Raw genomic sequence first — 19,298 nt, 5'->3', positions numbered from 1 at the left:
TTTAGCGAATAGTTTAGTGTCTGACTACACCGGATTGCACCAGTTTAACCCCGTTCGCTAAGCAGTCTCCAACCGGGCAGGTCTTCTCAATGAATGCCGCAAAAGCTTCTGCTTTTTCTTGACTTTCGGTCGTTTTGAAGTGCATTACAAAACGAATTTCTTGGAACCCACTTCTTACATCTGCCAGCCCCATGAACCCATCCGGGTCCAAATCCCCTTCAAGCTCAACATACAACTCTTCATACGAAAAGTTATACGCATCCGCAAAAGCAGCAGCAACGATGGACTGACATGCTCCCAGCGCACACAGAAGCGCTTCGACCGGATTCATTCCTTTATCTGTTCCACCTAAATCTTGGGGTTCATCCATCAAGATTTTAAAACCTCTGGATTGAGCCTCAACCTGCAACCCTTCTGGAAATTTTGTGGCAGTAGCTTTGAACGTAGTTAACATAGATATGGCCTCCCTTTTTTTTGTGAAAAAAGTAACTTAAGCTTGTGAAAAGAATAACAATCTTTTTACCCAAAGTCAATAGTTAGCTAAGTAATTTGTTGAAATAAACATAGCTTGTGGAAAGCAGGAGATACACTTCAATCGATTTTCGATCGTTTCCACGAAAGGATGATAATTTCAATAATGTGTAGACTCCGATCATCGAACTGCATGCTGCAAAAAAGTCTTCTCTGATTTTTCACCTTCCTAATTCTTTTCATCCTAGACAATGATTCGGGAAAATCTAGAGGCTGGTCACTACTTCGTCTACCCGACTCACTTCCACAACCAGAGAAGCGCTTCGGAACCTCTTTTGCTCCGATCAGACTTTCAACAGCGAAACGAAAAGTATGCTTGGCTTGGCATATCGTAATAAAAAAGGAGAGCCTTAGCCCTCAATGAAACTTCATAAATATAAAATGCATACCCCATTCTCAGTGCAAGATAGTTATAAAACAAGAATAGAAGTGTCTTGTCTGATATCTGCTACAATAATTTGATTTGGAAATAATGTAGTTCATGAAATCACACGCTCTATTTATTGAACGGATTTTTCCGACTCATGTGTAAATTCAACCTTTATTAGGAATACTTTATGAACAACTTGGTTCTTATTGGGAAATGAATTGAAACGTTTAGAGGTGATCATCATGTGGTCTAAAATAATTCCTTATATTCCGAGGTGGGTTACATTATTTCAGGCCGCTTTCGCGTTGATTATCCCTTTAGATTACAGGGAATTATGATTCCGACTTAAAGGCAATTCGTGAGGCTATAGGTGAAAATAGTGATGTGCATTTTCGTGAGTTTGTGGTGAAGAGATGCACGGTCCGTGTTAGTCTTCATAGAAGGTATGCAGGATAGAGAGATTATGAACAAGCAGGTATTGCAGATTTTTGATGTTTAAAGGTCAGCAACCCTAACAGGAACAACAGGAAAGTAAAGTAACTGGAATTTTTGTATTTCTAGGCTCCTATATCTCTGATGAAAAGAAGACCTGTTATGATGAAAACGCAGCAAAGCAAGCAAAGATCATGATGCCAAGACGAAGGAGGAGCTATGGTGTTTACACGCTCTGATGATAAGATCACAACTAAGCAGGCCGCTGTATTCCTGACCAATACCGTATTGGGGGCAGGTATTTTGACACTGCCGAGAAATGTAACTGAAAAGGTACAGACTCCTGATGGATGGCTTTCTGTCCTCATCGGTGGATGTATTGTCATATTAGTCGTTTGGCTCATGGTGAAATTAAGTCAACAGTTTCCCGGAGACACCGTGTATCAATACTCCAGAAAAATCGTGGGCATCATCCTGGGAGGATTTTTAAGTGTATTATTGATTATATATTTTTTAATCATCGCTGGCCTTGAGATTCGGTTTTTTTGCTGAAGTGACGATGTTTTATCTGCTGGAAGGCACTCCGATCTGGGCGATTGTGATTCCATTTATTTAGGTAGGGAGTTATTTAGTTTTTGGAGGTATTAATCCCATCGCACGGTTATACCAAATTGTACTTCCGATCAGTCTCATCTTTCTGCTGCTCTGTTTTGTATTTAGCCTAAGAATTTTTGAAATTGATCATCTTCGTCCTGTATTGAGTGACGGGATTTTACCTGTCATCAAGGGACTAAAATCGACTGTTCTTGTTTTCGCTGGATGCGAAGTCGTCATGACACTAGCCGCTTTTCTGCAGCACCCTGAAAAAGCATTTAAGGCCATGGTAGTGGGGATCAGTATCCCTTGGGTTTTGTACTTTTTGACCGTAGTTATGGTGATCGGCGGGTTATCGATGGACTCCACTGTGACAAGTACTTGGCCCACCATTAATTTAATACGCACTTTTGAAATCCCCGGATTTCTTTTTGAACGTCTGGAGTTTCCGCTGCTGGTGATCTGGATGATGCAAATGTTTTGTAATTTTTGCAGTTTTTTCTTCAATGCATCCTTAGGGATCTCACAGGTATTCGGTCTTAAATATCGTTATGCGATTTTTGGCTTAATTCCGATTATCTTTATCTCCACAATGACTCCTGTTCGTATGATGGACGTGTTTAGCCTTAGCGGTGCGGTCGAATACATGGGAATCATTTACTTCAAGAAATACTAACTACTGAACGTATGTAGGGCTTTTGGCAAAAGGGAGCACACATGTCCTTAACCACAAGGGAAAACGAAAGCACCCTGATCCTAATATTATAAAAAAAAGTAGACATTATGCTATGTGTTCCTCGCATAATGTCTACTTTTCTAGCAAAACAATCAAGTATTCATGGTATTAACTGTGAAGTGTATACATCGAAGTCACTTTAACATTTCTTTCAATGGTGTTTCTCACAGGTGATATTTCAATGGCTTTTGCAATCAACTTTTCAACCTGCGCTTCATCGGCGTCACTGTCCACATTGAAACGAACATTTATTTCATCAAAGCCAGAATTCCCCTCTTTTAAGCCAAAGAAAACGTTCAGATCTATTTCTCCAGTAACATCAACGTCCAATGAATTTACTTTAATCCCCATACCACTAGCTGTTGCAATGAATCCAACACCTACACAAGCGCCAAGTGCACTTAACAAAAGCTCAACGGGATTAGGCCCTTTTCCAGTTCCGGATAGCCACTCTGGTTCATCAATGGGTACCGGCTTATAGTCCCCAACCTCGGCCTCCGAGTAAAACCCATCTTTCCATTTTACTGTAGAAGCAAAACTTGTAATCGCATCTTCAGGATTTTCCTTATATTTTTCTGCCAAGCTTCCGAGCATATTCCCATCTACACCGTTCATTTTACTCATATTTTGGACTCCTCTATTTTATATTTTTCATAGACCAATTTAATTGAATCCTCGCTTGTCCTTTATGACTTTTTAGGCGGGATCGCACACCCTTCATCAGTACATAGTCCTTCACTAGAGGTTTCATCAGAAAGAATTTCAAACTTAGCTGCCGGATGCTCTTCTTCCCAAACTTTCTCCAACACTTGAGAAAAAGATTCTGTCGGCTGTGCCCCTGAAACTGCATATTTTTGGTTGAATATAAAGAACGGTACCCCGCTAATCCCAACTCTACGAGCTTCATCTTGATCTTTTCGTACTTGATCTTTATAAAGAAGATCCTTATTTTTTAATACTCCGAGGGCTTCTTTTCTGTTTAATCCAACTGCTTCTGCAATATCGGCCAGTGTATCATAATCTCCTACATCCCTTGATTCAGTGAAATGTGCAATAAGTAATTTTTCATTCAACGTTGTTTCTTTGCCATTCGTTTTTGCCCATTTTAATAAACGATGAGCATCCAGTGTATTGGTGGGTTTAAGACTATCTAATTGAAAGGATAATCCCACGTTCTTGGCTTGTTGAGTTAAGTGGCTAAGAAATTCTTTTGCTTGTTCTCTTCCTCCAAATTTAGGGGTTAATTTTTCCACAAAACTTGTTCCATCATACGAAGAAGCTCCCGGATCAAGCTCAAAGCTTTTGTATTCAATAATTATTTCATCTTTATGCGGTAATCCATCTAAGGCTCGCTCCAGATTTTGTTTACCAATATAGCAGAATGGACATGCAATGTCAGACCAGATTTCAATTTTCATGTTTCTACCCCTTCTCAGTTTTAGTTATTCGTCAAATGCAACCAGTGCATTTACTCCATGAGCAAGAGCGGAACCAGCTTTTAAAGCAGTAGCTACCATAATCGACTCAGCCAGTTCTTCTTTGGTTGCTCCGGCTTTTTTGGCTGCTTTGGTATGAATATCAATGCAATATGGACACCCAGTGGTATGGGCAACCGCAACCGCAATCAATTCTTTTTCCTTGGTACTGAGTATGCTGGCTTTCAACGCTTGCTGATCAAAAGAAGCAAAGGATTTGAACGAATCACTTAATTGGGTAAACTCCCGTAGTCTATTAATATAAGATGCACGGTATAACTCGTCGTCATCGGTACCATCATACGCATTTAAAGCATTAACGCCATGAGCCATCGCCGAACCGGCTTTGAGCGCGGTGGCAACCATTATAGCTTCTGCCATTTCCTCTTTTGATACACCATGTTTCTTAGCTTGTTTTACATGAACCTCAATACAATAAGGGCATCCCGTGGTGTGGGCTATAGCAATTGCAATTAGTTCCTTGTATTTTGCTGTAAGTTTCCCTTCAGCCAATGCTAACTTTTCAAAGGCTACAAACGCCTTGAAAATCTCTGGAGAAACCGAGTTAAATTCTCCAATACGTTTAAAATTCGATTTTTTAAATAAACTGTCTTGATGACTCATAGAAAACCCCTCTATTCATTAGAAATTTTAGTGTACTCTGAGCTTTAATTCATCACGCTCAGAATTTTTTCCTTACTTACGTTTTTCATAGATCCTACGATTGAATCAAAAAGTTTCTCTCTTTAAATGCTTCCTTTTAGTCGTAACAAGAAAACATTATTCAATTGATTAATTGAATTATAGAATGTGTAGGCATTTAAGTCAAGTACTTTTTATGTGAAGAGTGGAACACCTTGGAAACCATGAATAACCAGATATTTATGAATCATTTATATAAATTCAGCCTTCTAAAATAGGGATGAAAATAGCCCATAAAAAAAATGAACCCTTAGAATACATTGGTTAAACCCAGGGTTTATCTAATGTATTCTAGTGGGTGCATTTCAAATCGATATAGGTTCTTCGTTATTTTTCAAACTCCGTTTAATATAATGTGTTTAGTGCCTCACGCGTAAACGGAAGTAATTCCTCTGTTCGTCCATCGCGGATTTTGTTTACCCAGTCAGGGTCAGCCAATAATGCGCGCCCGACTGCGATCAAATCGAATTCTCCACGTTCTAATCTCTCGATTAGCCCCTCTATTTGGGTTGTTTTTCCATTCGCATTTTCTCCGTTATCAAAGAAATCCAAAAAATCAGCGTCAAGACCGACAGATCCAACTGTAATTGTTGGTTTCCCTGTCAGTTTTTTTATCCATCCTGAAAGATTCAAGTCAGATCCTTCAAAAGCCGGTTCCCAAAAACGACGAATAGAAGCATGAAAGATGTCAACGCCTGCATCAACTAATGGTGTTAAGAAGTGTTCTAGTTGTTCTGGAGTTTCTACTAATTTTGCTGTATACGCATCATATTTCCACTGTGAGATTCGCAACACAATTGGAAATTCTGGTCCAACAGCAACTCGGCAAGCTGCGATAACCTCACTAGCAAAGCGCGTACGATTGACCATGTCGCCACCGTATTCATCGTTACGCGAGTTTGTTTTTTCCCAAAAGAATTGATCAATTAAAAATCCATGTGCCGCCATAATCTCGATGCCATCAAACCCAACTTTTTTAGCATTGACTGCTGCCTGCACGAAGGCTTCAACTAATTCCGAAATTTCTTGTTTAGAGTAATCATTGACGTTACCACGTGCACCCATGTGCCATATTTGCGAGAAAATTTTTCCACCGACTTCGTGGACACCATTAACTACTTCTGACCATCCATTTAGCGCCTCTTCTCCGTATAAGTGTGGTACGTCCTCCTGCCATGCTGGCACCTCGGATGCAACATCAGGATGGTTGATAAATGTACCCTCTGTCAGAATAAGTCCAACACCATTTTCAGCTCTACGACGATAATACGCAGCGACATCCCCCCCTGGCACTCCATTTGGAGAAAAATTTCGAGTCATAGGTGCCATTATAATACGATTAGATAGTTTGAGATTTCCCATTTCGAATGGTTTAAAAAGAGCTTCAACAGATTGAAAATTATTCACAAAAAAACCTCCAAGTTTTATTATTGTCATTTTATAACGTAGACGTTCGTATATTAGCAACAATTAAATCAACTTATCTAATCCCTAACAATGCATATAAAAAGACTCTCATTCTAACGTTTATAAAATGAACTGAGAACCAAGTTATGGCTGCACCACCACAGAAGCCTGTTAAATAGGGCAGCTTTCCTCCATTAAAGCAAATATCCAAATTGGCTCCATCTTCGGCTTAGGGCTTGTTTTACCTAAGACATTGATTTTCATGTAATTTGGGAAAACACTCTTCCATCAATGAAATTACTTGAAATCAAATCCTTGCTGCTCCAACATTCTTCTCACTTCAGAATAATAAATGTGGTTATAGAAGGAGGATATTTCTTGACTCCAACCTCTTGTTTCTTTTCCATTTGTACGTTTATCCATGTAGTTAGAGATCGTTTGATCATATTCTTTAATGAGGCCTTCTAAGTTGGTGTCGTAGCGTTCTTTATGCCAGATTGCTTTTTGAGGTAAACGTGGCTTCTTCGCAGAGAGATCAGCCGGATGTCCAATAACTAGTCCACTTACAGGAAATACATATTCAGGAATCTCAAGTAATTCAATTAATTCAATCGGCTGGTTTCTCACTCCTCCAATCGGCACAATACCTAGTTCTAATGATTCAGCTACAGCAATTGCGTTGCCCATTGCCAGTCCAACATCAGTCGCTCCTACTAAGATGGACTCCATACTTTCGGTAATAACCAAGTGTTCTCCGTTCAATTCTGCCGCAAGTTTCGCTCTAAAAAAATCAGCACAAAATAATAGGAACACTGGAGCTTGTGCTACCCACGGCTGGTTCCCAGTCAGCTCAGCGATTTTTTCTTTGGTTTGTCGATCCTCAATACTTATGACAGACACTTGCTGCCCATTAATAGAGGATGGAGCTGCTTGCACAGAATTCATGATTAGTGTCAGTTCTTGCTCGCTGACTGGCTGATCCGTGTAACTACGGATAGATCGGTGATTCATTAAGATTTCGTATAGTTCATTCTTATTCATTGTTTCTTACCTTTCTTTGGTTCATCCAATGTAATTAGTTTCTATATAGATACGCAATAGCGCGAAAATCCTTATGAACGTTTGTTATATACCTCAACAGCACTTTGCAGAAAATGTTCTATCTCTTCGCGTGATTTACGAAGCTTGTTGACATAACGAGTAAGCTCTTTACCTTCGACATAGGCTACAAAGCTTGGAATACCCATAATATTTTGTTCTTCACTCACAGTACCTACATGATCTACATCCACCTCAATGAGATCCAGATCATTCGCAAATTTTTCTTCAACTTCAGGCATGAATGGATCAATAAATTTGCAGTCTGGGCACCAGTCTGCTTTAAAAACAGCAACTGTAATTTTGGGGGAACGAATAGCTGTATCAAATTCTGATTTAGAGGTAACTTTTTTCATTTTAATTTCTCCTTTTTTAATGGATGGTTTACCATTCCAATTGATGTTGTTCAATATAGTTACTTGTCAGATCATCTCCAGCATCAATCGATACCTTACCTTCGGTACCTACCGGCACACCTGCTTTGACAAGCAGCTGACCAATGTGGCATTTTTCTTCTGCTTGTAGGAATAATGCTTCGACCACAGTGATATCTTCTTTCGATGCACCCGAGGATAAAACAACATGCGGACGATGTGTAATGCTCAGTTGGTTCCCTCTAGCTATGTTCCCTTCTGTGTCCATAAAGAACCCGGCAACGGGTACTTTCTTGTGATCGAGCATGTACGCTAGTGTCAGAGAATAACAAGCAATAGCAGAGGACATCAGGAGTTGTTGTGGATTAGCACCTTCCCCACTTCCCCCTTTAAGAACAGGGATAGCAATTTGTGTTTGTAAATTGTCGCCTTTCATTCGACCAAAACCTTTCGCGTCTTTGAACCAAACCGTATTCATATTCACTTTTTGATCCGGCATTTTAATATGCTCCTTTCCATATTTTCATTACTTGTACTTGTCACTAAAATCCTTAGACTCCGAGAAACTTCAAAACGTTCTATTCGGTTAACGACGTTTTAATTATTTTCCAAAGAATCGATAAACTTTTCACTGTCCATGGCCGCCATGGCTCCAGTCCCTGCTGCAGTAATAGCTTGACGATAGCGAGTATCCTGTACATCTCCACAAGCAAACACACCTGAAATATTTGTCATCGATGTGCCGGGTACTGTAACGATGTAGCCGTTCTTATCCGTTTCAATTTGACCATTTAAAAAGTCCGTATTCGGATGATGGCCGATGGCTACAAATACACCATGTGCATGTAGGATTTCCTCTTCGCCTGAGATATGGTTCCGGACTTTCAATCCTGTCACTCCACGCTCTTCCGCAACAACTTCAAGTGGGGTCCTGCTTAAAGCCCACTCAATTTTTGGGTTTGAACGAGCGCGATCTTGCATAATTTTTGAGGCTCTCAGTTCTTCTCGACGATGCACCACAGTAACTTTGGAAGCGAATCGTGTTAGAAAGTTTGCTTCTTCCAATGCAGTATCGCCTCCACCCACTACAATGAGTTCCTTATTTCGAAAGAAAAAACCATCACAAGTGGCACAAGTACTAACTCCCCGGCCTACATTTTCTGTTTCGCCTGGTATTCCTAAATATTTCGCACTGGCACCGGTTGAAATGATCAGAGTCTCAGTAATGATTTCACCTTTGCCCTCCACTTCCAGTTTAAACGGCCGTTTTTCCAAATCTACCGTCTTTACCCAACCATTAAGAAATGTAGCCCCGAAGCGTTCCGCTTGTTTACGCATATTATCCATTAATTCCGGGCCCATGATGCCTTCTGGAAATCCAGGATAATTCTCAATTTCAGTTGTTGTTGTAAGCTGTCCTCCTGGTTCAAGTCCTTCAATGACGAGCGGATTCATATTAGCACGAGCCAGGTAGATCGCTGCGGTCAGTCCTGCTGGACCAGTTCCGACAATTACAGATTTATACATATTCATCCCTCCAAATTCGATATTTTTTACAGTTGTTTATAACCATATTTTTTAATATTCAATTGATTAATTGAATTATAGCATTAGGAAATCTGCTCGTCAATACAAGGATAGAAAATGACTACGAATGAGACACACATTGTAGAAATGTATTTAGGGGCGGATGTTTGACTAATCTTTGCATAATGAAAAAAGCTGACAGAGCGCAATGGCAGTGTCAACTTTTTTGTGAGAGTTTATGTTTCATATGCGTTGTATGTTGGAGTAAACCAGAATTTAAGGCTTTCTTTTTAACTTTCTAAATAGGGTATTCTTATAAATTTTATCAAGTTATATCCTTTTGACTTGACTCCACTCGGGTTGTTCATGTTAAAATTTTAATATTCAATTGAATGAACAAGAGCCGATTTCATGAGTAAAGTCAATTTTTGAGTATATAATTTCCTCATTATGATTCTTCAGTTATGGATTATAGTTTAAGGTGTATTCTAAGGCTTCTCCTATGCATGATTGGAATTGGGGATTCCCGTTTTATAATACGACAAGAATAGAGGTTGAGAATAATGGAAGATATGCTGAACTCTGCGAAAATCTTTAAGGAAGATCTCTATAAACAATTGGCTAGAATCGGAAAATGTTTATCCAGTGATAAGCGTCTTGAGATCTTAAATGTGCTATCCAATGGTTCTAGAACCGTAGAAAAAATAGCTACCTGCACAGACATGAATATTGCGAATGTATCTCGCCACCTTCAAGTTCTGCTCGATGCAAAACTGGTTAAATTCACAAAAAAAGGAGTATATGTGATCTATTCTTTGGCTGATCCAGAAATCATCGAATTTCTTTCCTCTTTATGGCGAATCAGTGAAAAACAACTTCCTGACATTAGTAGAATGAAAGACGATTTCCTAAACAATCTTGATGACGTTCAAACGCTTACGATGGATGAGGTTAGGGAGAAGATTAATAATGATTCAATAATTTTGGTGGATTTACGTCCTAAAGAAGAGTATGACATGGATCATATTGCGGGAGCAATTTCAGTGCCGATGGAAGAATTAGATGCACTAATAAGAGAGATACCGAAAAACACAGAAATCATCGCATATTGTAGAGGTCCACTGTGTGTCTACTCAGCTCTGGCGACGCAGAAATTACAATCTGAAGGCTTTACGGCTTTTCGCATGGAAGAGGGCTTGAATGAGTGGCAAGAACATTTTCAGTTACATTAAGCTGACTTCTAAGAACAGACGAATAACAATTAATTTCTCCAATTCTTAACTAAAAGACTTCAAGGCCAATATTATTAGGCTCTGAAGTCCTTTTTAGTTAAGACAAACTTAGGAAACATGATATGATTTCTCTTAAGAGGTGGTTAGAAGTGGCGAATATTCAAGAAATTGCTCGCTTAGCGGGAGTATCCACAGCAACTGTATCACGAGTAATTAATAAACACGGCTACGTAAGTGATTTAACCAGACAAAAAGTTTTAGAAATTATCGAGGAGCTTGATTATGTCCCCAATGCTAATGCGATCTCTCTAAAAAAAGGTAAAACTCGTCAGATTGGAATAATGACGGTCTCCTTTAGTCCTATTATTATTAATTTTGTTCGTGCATTCACTCTTTTTGCTGAGAAAAACGGATTTATCGTCACTCTTTTTATCACGAATGGAGAACCTGAAAAGGAGCTTATTGCCCTGGAAATGCTAAAACGGAAGCAATTAGATGCTATCGTGTGTTTGATACGGTCCAATGAATGGGATGTCATTGAATCCTATGCCCGGTATGGCCCCATTGTTATATGGCAACGTCTTCAAAACGAGAATCTTCCTTCTGTCTTTATGGATCAATTTCATGCCTATTCGACAGGTCTTGAATATCTTCATTCCAAAGGTTACCGAAAAATACTTAGCATATATCCGATGTCCAAAGGACTGAATACAAAGGAACGCATTCGTGCCCATACAGAATTCGTTAAGAAACACAATCTCATGGCGTATCCATTTCCTCATTTCGAAGATAAAACTTTAGTTCGTGATGGGGAGGAGCTTGCTAAATGGTGGGTATCGCAGGAAGACCGACCTGATGCTATTTTTTGTGCCAATGATGAAGTGGCAGCTGGTCTTATGACATCCCTGCGTCGATTGGGATTTTCCATTCCGGGAGATTTGGGGATTATGGGCTTCGATAATACAGAGGTGGCTCACTTGCTCGATTTGACAACGATTGACTATCCTATCGACCAGCAAGCTGAGAATGCATTTCTTATTTTGCAAAATAAGTTGAATAACACCAAAAACAGGCTAAACACTTTAACATACAAGTTAGTTGAGCGAAGTTCGACATAACGCAGTATCTTTAGTATTACTGGCATATGGTAAATCCTACAGTACATTAAAAAAACACTTGTCCAAATTGAACAAGTGGTTCTATTAACCCGTGAGTCGTAGGCTACCCACCCATGTAATTATATCATCACTAAGAAATATTCAGGACAGCACGGAATCGAGTCGATGCTGACATCATTTTATCGTATGCTTCGCTAGCACGATCTAATGGATATGACTCAATCATGGGGCGAATATCCGTCAGCACACTGAAATTGATCGTCGCTTGGATTTCTTCCGCTCCGCCTGTTAACGTACCTTTGACCGTGTTAGATCCTTTCAAAAAGTCCATCGCTGACAATTCTAGTGGATCAGTGGAAGTTGCCACAATGATGAGCTCGCTGTCTTGACCCAACCCGTTGATCAGAGAGGAAACGGCCTTCGCGTTAGGTGCAGTTGCCAGGATGACTTTAGCACCGCCTAATGCTTGTAATGCCTCAGCCGGATCTTCTTTGGCCGAATCAATGTAGTGATGGGCTCCAAGTTCACGTACGAGAGCTTCTTTATCATTTCCTCGTGAAATAGCCACGGTGCGATATCCGGCTTTGCTTGCAAACTGAACGGCAAGATGTCCCAGTCCACCAATCCCCTGAATCGCTACTAGATCACCAGGGCGAGCTTTACTATTTTTGATGGCACTAAAGGTCGTTTCTCCAGCACACATTAGTGGAGCAGCTTCCATTGCCGAAATTTCATTTGGAATACTGGACAAACTATCCTCATAAGCAACCATGTATTCAGCATATCCACCGTCCATTGTTAATCCGGTCACATGGCTATGTCCCCCATGCCATCCAATGCCGACACGTTCTCCAATTTTCCATTTTGACGAGCCTGATCCAAGCTCATCAACGATTCCTATCACTTCATGTCCAGGAATGCGGGGATATGCTGACGCCGCACCGCCCATGGCCATTGAATCTCCATTACATACGCCGCAAGCTTCAACGCGGAGCAATACTTGCCCTTCTGCCGGCTGCGGAACCGGTACCTCAACTAACTGCATTTTTTCTCCTGCAGCTGGAATTTGCATGGCTTTCATTTTCTTCATGAATAAACCTCCTTAGTTTTAAAATAGTGGTACTCCATTAGTATAGTTTAAACAGGTCAAATATTCAATTAATTAATTGTATATTCGAATTGATTATTTTCATTACGAATGAATAGATTCGTTGCAACTTCTTGTAAGTTTTGTATTTTTGTTATCTGATTGATGATTTTTGAGACTACTAGTTCAGCTGACTGAAGTGCACCTTCAAGATGTCACCAAATTCTGCACTTGCTTCTGTTCCAGCAAAGGCAATTTATTTTTCCATTCCCCAGATGCAGGTATAGGTCCGTAATGCGGAAAATTTTGAAGTGGAATACGATCTTCGGATATAGCAGTGCTCGCAGGTCACTTAAGCCAGCACCAATAATAATCACGGGGTTCTTCATTCTTTTCTCCATCGTATTAAATAGTTTTATTTTCATGTTGATATTACCTTAGAATTTATACCGCATTGTACAACTGTTCTAATCGTGCTTCTAATTGTTCAAACTGAACAAACCGTCCTTCACGAAGATATTCCTTTTGATCAAAAAATAAGATGATCGTGGGAACTGTAAAAATCAATAATTTGCCTGCAACCGCCTCTACCTGACTAGCATCTATATGCGCAAGTTTTATTTCTGGATAATTGTTGAGTAATTCTTTTAGTTTGGGATAAATTGCATGACATACATTACAATCCTCTTGAGATACATATAGCATACTTAATCGGTTATTTTGGATAAACGTATCTATTTCATTCACTGAAGTTATTTCTTGGACATTTATCATTAATCTCCCGCCTTACTGTATGTTATTCGGAACTGAATGGCTCCAGATCCAATATTATTCAATGCAGTTTTGTTCTAATTTACTTTTCTGACTCCATTCAATTAATTGAGAAACTGGATCTACTAATAACTAATAAATACAAATCATGAAATCCCTGTTTTGGTAAAATACGTGCCGCTTTTTTTTCCTTTAAAATATTAATCGGTCAATATAATTACGCTATCTTTTGGAGACAAATCTTTTCCCCAAACAAACGGCAATCGCCCTAGGAAGACATTGTGAATTCCTGAAATGCTATTTTTCAAAATCGGAACTATCTCTTAATGTCAATCCATTTAATATAAACAGGCACCTGATTTTGTTTGATTATAAAGATAACATCTTACACCGCAAGGAAGCGAAAATGTTGAGTTAGCCAGTAAATTATCCTATATCTATTCCGTTCTGTCATATTAAGTCGAATCATTAAAATCAATAGAACAGTTGAATTTAATGATTAAATTTCAGTTTTATCAACTCTCTAAATCCAACTTTAAATGTTAAAAGCACTATATTTTTCACTTGCATCTTTTATTTAAATTTCATTCCTCATTCTCCATCGTAAGCATTCCACTCTCGGGCTCCTTCTTCTATTCGATACGCTGTGAAGCCCTGTTTTTGAATAAAATCAACAGCTTGAGATGCAAGAGAACAATAAGGGCCCCGACAGTATGCAGCAAGTTCTACATCAGCTTTATTTAATGTTTTTAGGTATTCTTCCAACTGCTCTAAAGGTACAGATATAGCACCTGGGATATGAGATGTTTTATACTCCTCAACTGGTCGGAGATCTATGAGAACCATGTTATCCTGCTTCATTTTTGCCAATAGTTCTCTTTTTGTGATACTTTGAACACCTACATATTGCCTTTTCAACTCATCTTTAATCTGTTTTATGTCAGAGAGTCTGTCCTCACACAAATTCCATAAAGAGGACAAAAAATGAGTTACAGATAAATCACTAATATTATATATAACGAAAGTACCTTTTTTTTGAAATCTAACCAATTTTGCTTCCAGCAAAATTTGTAAGTGACGGGATACATTCGCAACACTCATACCAGTTTGTGTAGCCAAACTTTCAACAGATTTTGGTCCGTTTGATAAGAGATCCATAATCTCAAGTCTTTTGTCACTGGATAAACATTTCCCAATTCGAGCAAATTGCTGATATAAACGTTCTTTAATATCCGATTCAGGACATCTACTTTCCATTGGAACCTCCTCTTTGTTGCAATACCTTAGATTTTCGGGTATGCCTTCCTGCATGCGAATTACTCACTAGTATGTCCAAATATAAAATAGCAATCCAACATTTACTTTCCGTTCATTTTGGTTCTAGCTTTAAGAATTCACTTAATAAATTGAAAAAAACGACGGTTCAGAAAAATCCAAATCCGTCGTTCTCTTCACATGTATTTCAATGATTATTACAAAAATGGATTTGTTGAATACTCTGTTAATTAAGCAATCCTAGAATTTTTTCTCTAAGAGCCTGCTTTTGCTCAATCCCCACCATTGTCTCAGCCAATTTACCATCTTTAAATAAGAGTAGCGTAGGAATACTTCTAACTCCAAATTGTTGAGCCAATTCGATTTCTTCATCAACGTTGACTTTGGCTACTGTTGCTTGTTCAGCCAGATCATCAGCTAGCTCATTTACGATCGGAAGTTGCACTTGACAAGGTGGACACCATGGTGCCCAAAAATCGACTAGTGTCACTCCGCTGTTAATGTTAGAATCAAAATTCTGTTTTGTTAAAGATACTGCTCCCATAAATAGAATCCCCCTTAATTAATTTATCAATTATTCAATCGATTAATTGAATTATACTTTTGAAATCGAATTAAGTCAACTTTTTAATATCTATGAAGTTAAGTTCATTTATACGGCACCAGTATTTTTCTTGTATTATTTGCCCCGTTTGAACTACGTCTAATTTGCTTTTAAACAAAAAAACCGAAGATCTTTTGAATTAGATCACCGGCTAAAGATTCAACTTATTTAAGATTTTGATTAACTAGGGAGTGCGCCTTTAAACTCAAGTAATCCACTCCATATAACTGCCAAGATTAAATAAAATCCTTCTTCTCATTCAAACATTATTTTGCTCGTGAAATAAGAGAAAAATCACAGAGTCGAATCCCAAACTTGGAACTCATCTGTGTTTTGCTTTTCTCGAATATTTTAGCTTTGGCTTGTCTGTTTATTTAATGCAGATCTATGTTTCAATTACGATGAACTGAAACCACTCGCTGGTCTTTTCATCTCTCAATTTGTTTTTTTAATATCTCCATGTTGTTTTGAATAATAAGTCTCTGAGCACCAATTAATTTGAGGCTCTCTATTCTTCTCATAAATCTTTATTAGTTGGTTTAAAACGAAAATCTTTTGTACGATATTTTCACAAAAAAAGTTAAGCTGTCGTTTATAAAAATTAATATCCTTTTGATAAGGATGGCGATACGTTTGATTCCTCTCATATACATCAAGAAGCTGAATATGTAAATTATATATATCTTTATAATTAATCTTAATCTCCTCCGTTCTATTTTAGAATCAGTATTCCCATTTAGACAAGGAAATAGACATATGATTTCAATCTATTATTTCTTAGAAATTAATCAACAAAATAAAAAAACTGATGAGATCGTTTCGTCCCAACTTAAAAATTACAATGTATAAACAGGTCTGCTAATTATCTAAATACCTCGGGTAAATTAAAGCCTAAGTACCAAAGATGCATTCTCCAAATAGCAATGATGAGATTTGAATGAGTGCAACCTTTTTCTTGAAACGGTCATTTCACCTGCTATACATAAAGTAAAAAAGCCCTTTTTTAACGGGACTATTTAGGTTAGATATTTGATTGTCCTGTAGCTAAAAATGTTATAACAAAATTTTAGCCGAGCAAAGGTGATTTTTCCTTCAAATAATGTTTGTCTCACTTCTTGTTATAAAAAATAGGCTATCCTTTTCACCATAAACTAAGAACACTTAGATTAATCATTAACAGATAATTTTGTGTTTACTTAGCCTTAATTCCCGATTTCACTGGGTTTTCGGGGATATTGCCTGTCTCATTTAGATGATATAAATAGTCTTGTGAGTTATAACTTCAATTGAGACAAAAACAGCCTAAAATAGGCTGTTTTTATATCATGAATTTTGAGAAAATTAAAACATGAGCTAGGATAAACCCACTGTTTCTATACAACAAATTGAGATTTTATCAAAACAAAGAAACAAAGTAATGCTTTCTAAAAGGGACAATGAAATAAACAACGTCATTATCAGCTGCGACTATAAAATATCAAATGCTTTAATTAAGTGGCCATTTGTCTCGTCTATATCTTTTACTGCAATCATGCTTTTGTTCAAATCTTAGAAAAACGACAAGGGTGGTTATTCAGTATATGATAAGTTACTGTCTTGTACTTGCTTAAAAATCACACAATATTCTATGCCAGTTAACATCCTCAATAATAAAAGACATTACAATAAGTGAATTAGGAGAAGACATGCTTCTTAATCAAACTACGGTTACTCGGAATGTGAACATCTTAAAAAAAGCAGTTTCGTTGACGTCGTACAAAGTACAATTGATTCAAGAACTAGGATTATTACAGTGACAGAATTAGGATTGGCCAAGTTACAAGAAGCTATCCTATTTGGCAGGTAAGCCACTCCAATAGCGGTAAACATAATACTAACGTTAACGTTGGTGGTAACATTAATATCTGTATTTCTTGGAAGTGTAATCTATGATTTTATTGCAAATAAATGAAAATTCCAAAGAGGAACGCTCTAACGATCTTTTTATCACTTCTGATCAGAATCCAGAGTCCCCAATTCGAACCACCTGCTCCAACGATTTCTCCTAACGAAACATAAACAGTTGGCTCTTAGAAGTTAATTGACATTGGGATGCTATACAGAAGTAGTGGTGCTAAGATAACTGTATATTTAGAAAGTACTAAACTTAAATTTCATTTTCTAATATCGACTCGGTTCCGAAAAAGACAAAAAGAGCACTGCCAGTAAGGCTGTGCTCTTTTATTGCGCTTGGCAACGTCCTACTCTCCCAGGACCCTGCGGTCCAAGTACCATCGGCGCTGGAGGGCTTAACGGTCGTGTTCGGGATGGGTACGTGTGGAACCCCTCCGCTATCGCCACCAAACATGAATTTACATTGTAAATTCTTTAACAGGAATCAGCATCGCCAAATGCTGTGTGTTCGCTTGTTTCATATAAGCTACTTGAGCTTATACAATACAAAACTTACACCCTGAAAACTAGATCCGAAACTCATTGCGTTTTATTCTTAGGATAAGCCCTCGACCGATTAGTATTGGTCAGCTCCATGCATTACTGCACTTCCACCCCCAACCTATCTACCTCGTCGTCTTCAAGGGGTCTTACATACTGGGAAATCTCATCTTGAGGGGGGCTTCACGCTTAGATGCTTTCAGCGCTTATCCCTTCCGTACATAGCTACCCAGCGGTGCTCCTGGCGGAACAACTGGTACACCAGCGGTACGTCCATCCCGGTCCTCTCGTACTAAGGACAGCTCCTCTCAAATTTCCTACGCCCACGACAGATAGGGACCGAACTGTCTCACGACGTTCTGAACCCAGCTCGCGTACCGCTTTAATGGGCGAACAGCCCAACCCTTGGGACCTACTTCAGCCCCAGGATGCGATGAGCCGACATCGAGGTGCCAAACCTCCCCGTCGATGTGGACTCTTGGGGGAGATAAGCCTGTTATCCCCAGGGTAGCTTTTATCCGTTGAGCGATGGCCCTTCCATGCGGTACCACCGGATCACTAAGCCCGACTTTCGTCCCTGCTCGACTTGTAGGTCTCGCAGTCAAGCTCCCTTCTGCCTTTGCACTCTTCGAATGATTTCCAACCATTCTGAGGGAACCTTGGGGCGCCTCCGTTACTCTTTAGGAGGCGACCGCCCCAGTCAAACTGCCCACCTGACACTGTCCTCGCACCGGATCACGGTACCAAGTTAGAACCTAGATACGATCAGGGTGGTATCCCAAGGATGCCTCCTCTCAAGCTGGCGCTCAAGATTCTACGGCTCCCACCTATCCTGTACAGATCGTACCCAAATTCAATATCAAGCTGCAGTAAAGCTCCATGGGGTCTTTCCGTCTTGTCGCGGGTAACCTGCATCTTCACAGGTATTAAAATTTCACCGGATCTCTCGTTGAGACAGCGCCCAAGTCGTTACGCCATTCGTGCGGGTCAGAATTTACCTGACAAGGAATTTCGCTACCTTAGGACCGTTATAGTTACGGCCGCCGTTTACTGGGGCTTCGGTTCATAGCTTCGCCCGAAGGCTTACCACTCCCCTTAACCTTCCAGCACCGGGCAGGCGTCAGCCCGTATACTTCGCCTTGCGGCTTCGCACAGACCTGTGTTTTTGCTAAACAGTCGCTTGGGCCTTTTCACTGCGGCCCCCTCGGGCTATTCACCCTACCGAGGCACCCCTTCTCCCGAAGTTACGGGGTCATTTTGCCGAGTTCCTTAACGAGAGTTCTTCCGCGCGCCTTAGAATTCTCTTCTCGCCTACCTGTGTCGGTTTGCGGTACGGGCACCTTCTCCTGGCTAGAGGCTTTTCTTGGCAGTCTGAGATCATGACCTTCGCTACTACAATTTTCGCTCCCCATCACAGCCCAGCCTTAACGATGTGCGGATTTGCCTACACATCAGCCTCACTGCTTAGACGGACATCCATCAGTCCGCGTCACTACCCTACTGCGTCACCCCATTGCTCATAACGGATTACG

The 19,298-nt window shown here is 39.5% G+C and carries 15 protein-coding genes, 2 rRNA genes and 1 pseudogene (1 of these 18 running past the window's edge); 3 read left to right on the top strand and 15 right to left on the bottom strand.

Translation table 11 applies throughout. The features are described 5' to 3' along the window. Positions 1–13 precede the first annotated feature (13 nt). A complete protein-coding gene (locus MHI21_RS08055; RefSeq protein ID WP_342419781.1) occupies positions 14–454 on the bottom strand; it encodes an OsmC family protein in 441 nt (146 codons plus the stop codon). A 1,101-nt stretch (positions 455–1,555) separates the two neighbouring features. On the opposite strand from MHI21_RS08055, the pseudogene MHI21_RS08050 reads away from it, so the two are divergent. Continuing rightward, positions 1,556–2,603: pseudogene (locus MHI21_RS08050) on the top strand (GerAB/ArcD/ProY family transporter). A gap of 168 nt (positions 2,604–2,771) precedes the next feature. Here the strand turns inward: MHI21_RS08050 and MHI21_RS08045 are convergent. The 8 genes from MHI21_RS08045 to trxB all read right to left on the bottom strand — a co-directional run bounded on the left by MHI21_RS08045 (position 2,772) and on the right by trxB (position 9,246). Next, a complete protein-coding gene (locus tag MHI21_RS08045; protein WP_342419780.1) occupies positions 2,772–3,287 on the bottom strand; it encodes an OsmC family protein in 516 nt (171 codons plus the stop codon). Positions 3,288–3,349: 62 nt separating this feature from the next. After that, positions 3,350–4,081: a DsbA family oxidoreductase gene (locus MHI21_RS08040; RefSeq protein ID WP_342419779.1), complete on the bottom strand. Its 732-nt coding sequence runs from the start codon at positions 4,079–4,081 to the stop codon at positions 3,350–3,352. Positions 4,082–4,105: 24 nt separating this feature from the next. Then, positions 4,106–4,762, bottom strand: a complete 657-nt coding sequence (locus MHI21_RS08035) for a carboxymuconolactone decarboxylase family protein (protein WP_254349315.1) — start codon at positions 4,760–4,762, stop codon at positions 4,106–4,108. A 423-nt stretch (positions 4,763–5,185) separates the two neighbouring features. Further along, positions 5,186–6,247 carry an NADH:flavin oxidoreductase gene (locus MHI21_RS08030; protein WP_342419778.1) on the bottom strand — a complete coding sequence of 354 codons (1,062 nt, stop codon included), beginning with the start codon at positions 6,245–6,247 and terminating at the stop codon, positions 5,186–5,188. A 297-nt stretch (positions 6,248–6,544) separates the two neighbouring features. Continuing rightward, positions 6,545–7,288, bottom strand: a complete 744-nt coding sequence (locus MHI21_RS08025) for an NADPH-dependent oxidoreductase (protein WP_342419777.1) — start codon at positions 7,286–7,288, stop codon at positions 6,545–6,547. A gap of 71 nt (positions 7,289–7,359) precedes the next feature. After that, positions 7,360–7,701: a thioredoxin family protein gene (locus MHI21_RS08020; protein ID WP_023988729.1), complete on the bottom strand. Its 342-nt coding sequence runs from the start codon at positions 7,699–7,701 to the stop codon at positions 7,360–7,362. Positions 7,702–7,729: 28 nt separating this feature from the next. Next, complete coding sequence (locus tag MHI21_RS08015) at positions 7,730–8,218, bottom strand: OsmC family protein (RefSeq protein WP_076265023.1); 489 nt, start codon at positions 8,216–8,218, stop codon at positions 7,730–7,732. A gap of 98 nt (positions 8,219–8,316) precedes the next feature. Further along, positions 8,317–9,246, bottom strand: a complete 930-nt coding sequence (trxB, locus tag MHI21_RS08010) for a thioredoxin-disulfide reductase (protein ID WP_023988727.1) — start codon at positions 9,244–9,246, stop codon at positions 8,317–8,319. Positions 9,247–9,809: 563 nt separating this feature from the next. Here trxB and MHI21_RS08005 point away from each other — a divergent pair. Together MHI21_RS08005 and MHI21_RS08000 are read left to right on the top strand one after the other, a co-directional pair. Continuing rightward, positions 9,810–10,478 carry a metalloregulator ArsR/SmtB family transcription factor gene (locus MHI21_RS08005; RefSeq protein ID WP_023988726.1) on the top strand — a complete coding sequence of 223 codons (669 nt, stop codon included), beginning with the start codon at positions 9,810–9,812 and terminating at the stop codon, positions 10,476–10,478. A 149-nt stretch (positions 10,479–10,627) separates the two neighbouring features. Continuing rightward, positions 10,628–11,596, top strand: a complete 969-nt coding sequence (locus MHI21_RS08000) for a LacI family DNA-binding transcriptional regulator (RefSeq protein WP_342419776.1) — start codon at positions 10,628–10,630, stop codon at positions 11,594–11,596. Between the two features lie 130 nt (positions 11,597–11,726). Here the strand turns inward: MHI21_RS08000 and MHI21_RS07995 are convergent, their stop codons facing one another. The 6 genes from MHI21_RS07995 to MHI21_RS07970 form a co-directional block, all read right to left on the bottom strand. After that, positions 11,727–12,686: a zinc-binding dehydrogenase gene (locus tag MHI21_RS07995; protein ID WP_134904484.1), complete on the bottom strand. Its 960-nt coding sequence runs from the start codon at positions 12,684–12,686 to the stop codon at positions 11,727–11,729. Between the two features lie 441 nt (positions 12,687–13,127). Then, positions 13,128–13,457, bottom strand: coding sequence for a thioredoxin family protein (locus tag MHI21_RS07990; protein WP_044647494.1), 330 nt, complete (start codon positions 13,455–13,457; stop codon positions 13,128–13,130). Between the two features lie 588 nt (positions 13,458–14,045). Then, on the bottom strand, positions 14,046–14,711 hold the full coding sequence (locus MHI21_RS07985) for a metalloregulator ArsR/SmtB family transcription factor (RefSeq protein WP_342419775.1): 666 nt from the start codon (positions 14,709–14,711) through the stop codon (positions 14,046–14,048). Positions 14,712–14,955: 244 nt separating this feature from the next. Next, positions 14,956–15,273, bottom strand: a complete 318-nt coding sequence (gene trxA, locus MHI21_RS07980; protein ID WP_342419774.1) for a thioredoxin — start codon at positions 15,271–15,273, stop codon at positions 14,956–14,958. A 2,287-nt stretch (positions 15,274–17,560) separates the two neighbouring features. Beyond that, positions 17,561–17,677, bottom strand: a 5S ribosomal RNA gene (gene rrf / locus MHI21_RS07975). Between the two features lie 145 nt (positions 17,678–17,822). Next, a 23S ribosomal RNA gene (locus tag MHI21_RS07970) occupies positions 17,823–19,298 on the bottom strand; it runs 1,450 nt beyond the window's last position.

Origin of the sequence: Paenibacillus sp. FSL H8-0168, from assembly GCF_038592955.1 — a bacterium.
GTDB classification, from domain to species: domain Bacteria; phylum Bacillota; class Bacilli; order Paenibacillales; family Paenibacillaceae; genus Paenibacillus; species Paenibacillus polymyxa_B.
Note: the sequence above shows the minus strand (reverse complement) of the source record. Positions and strands in the feature narration are given on the sequence as shown.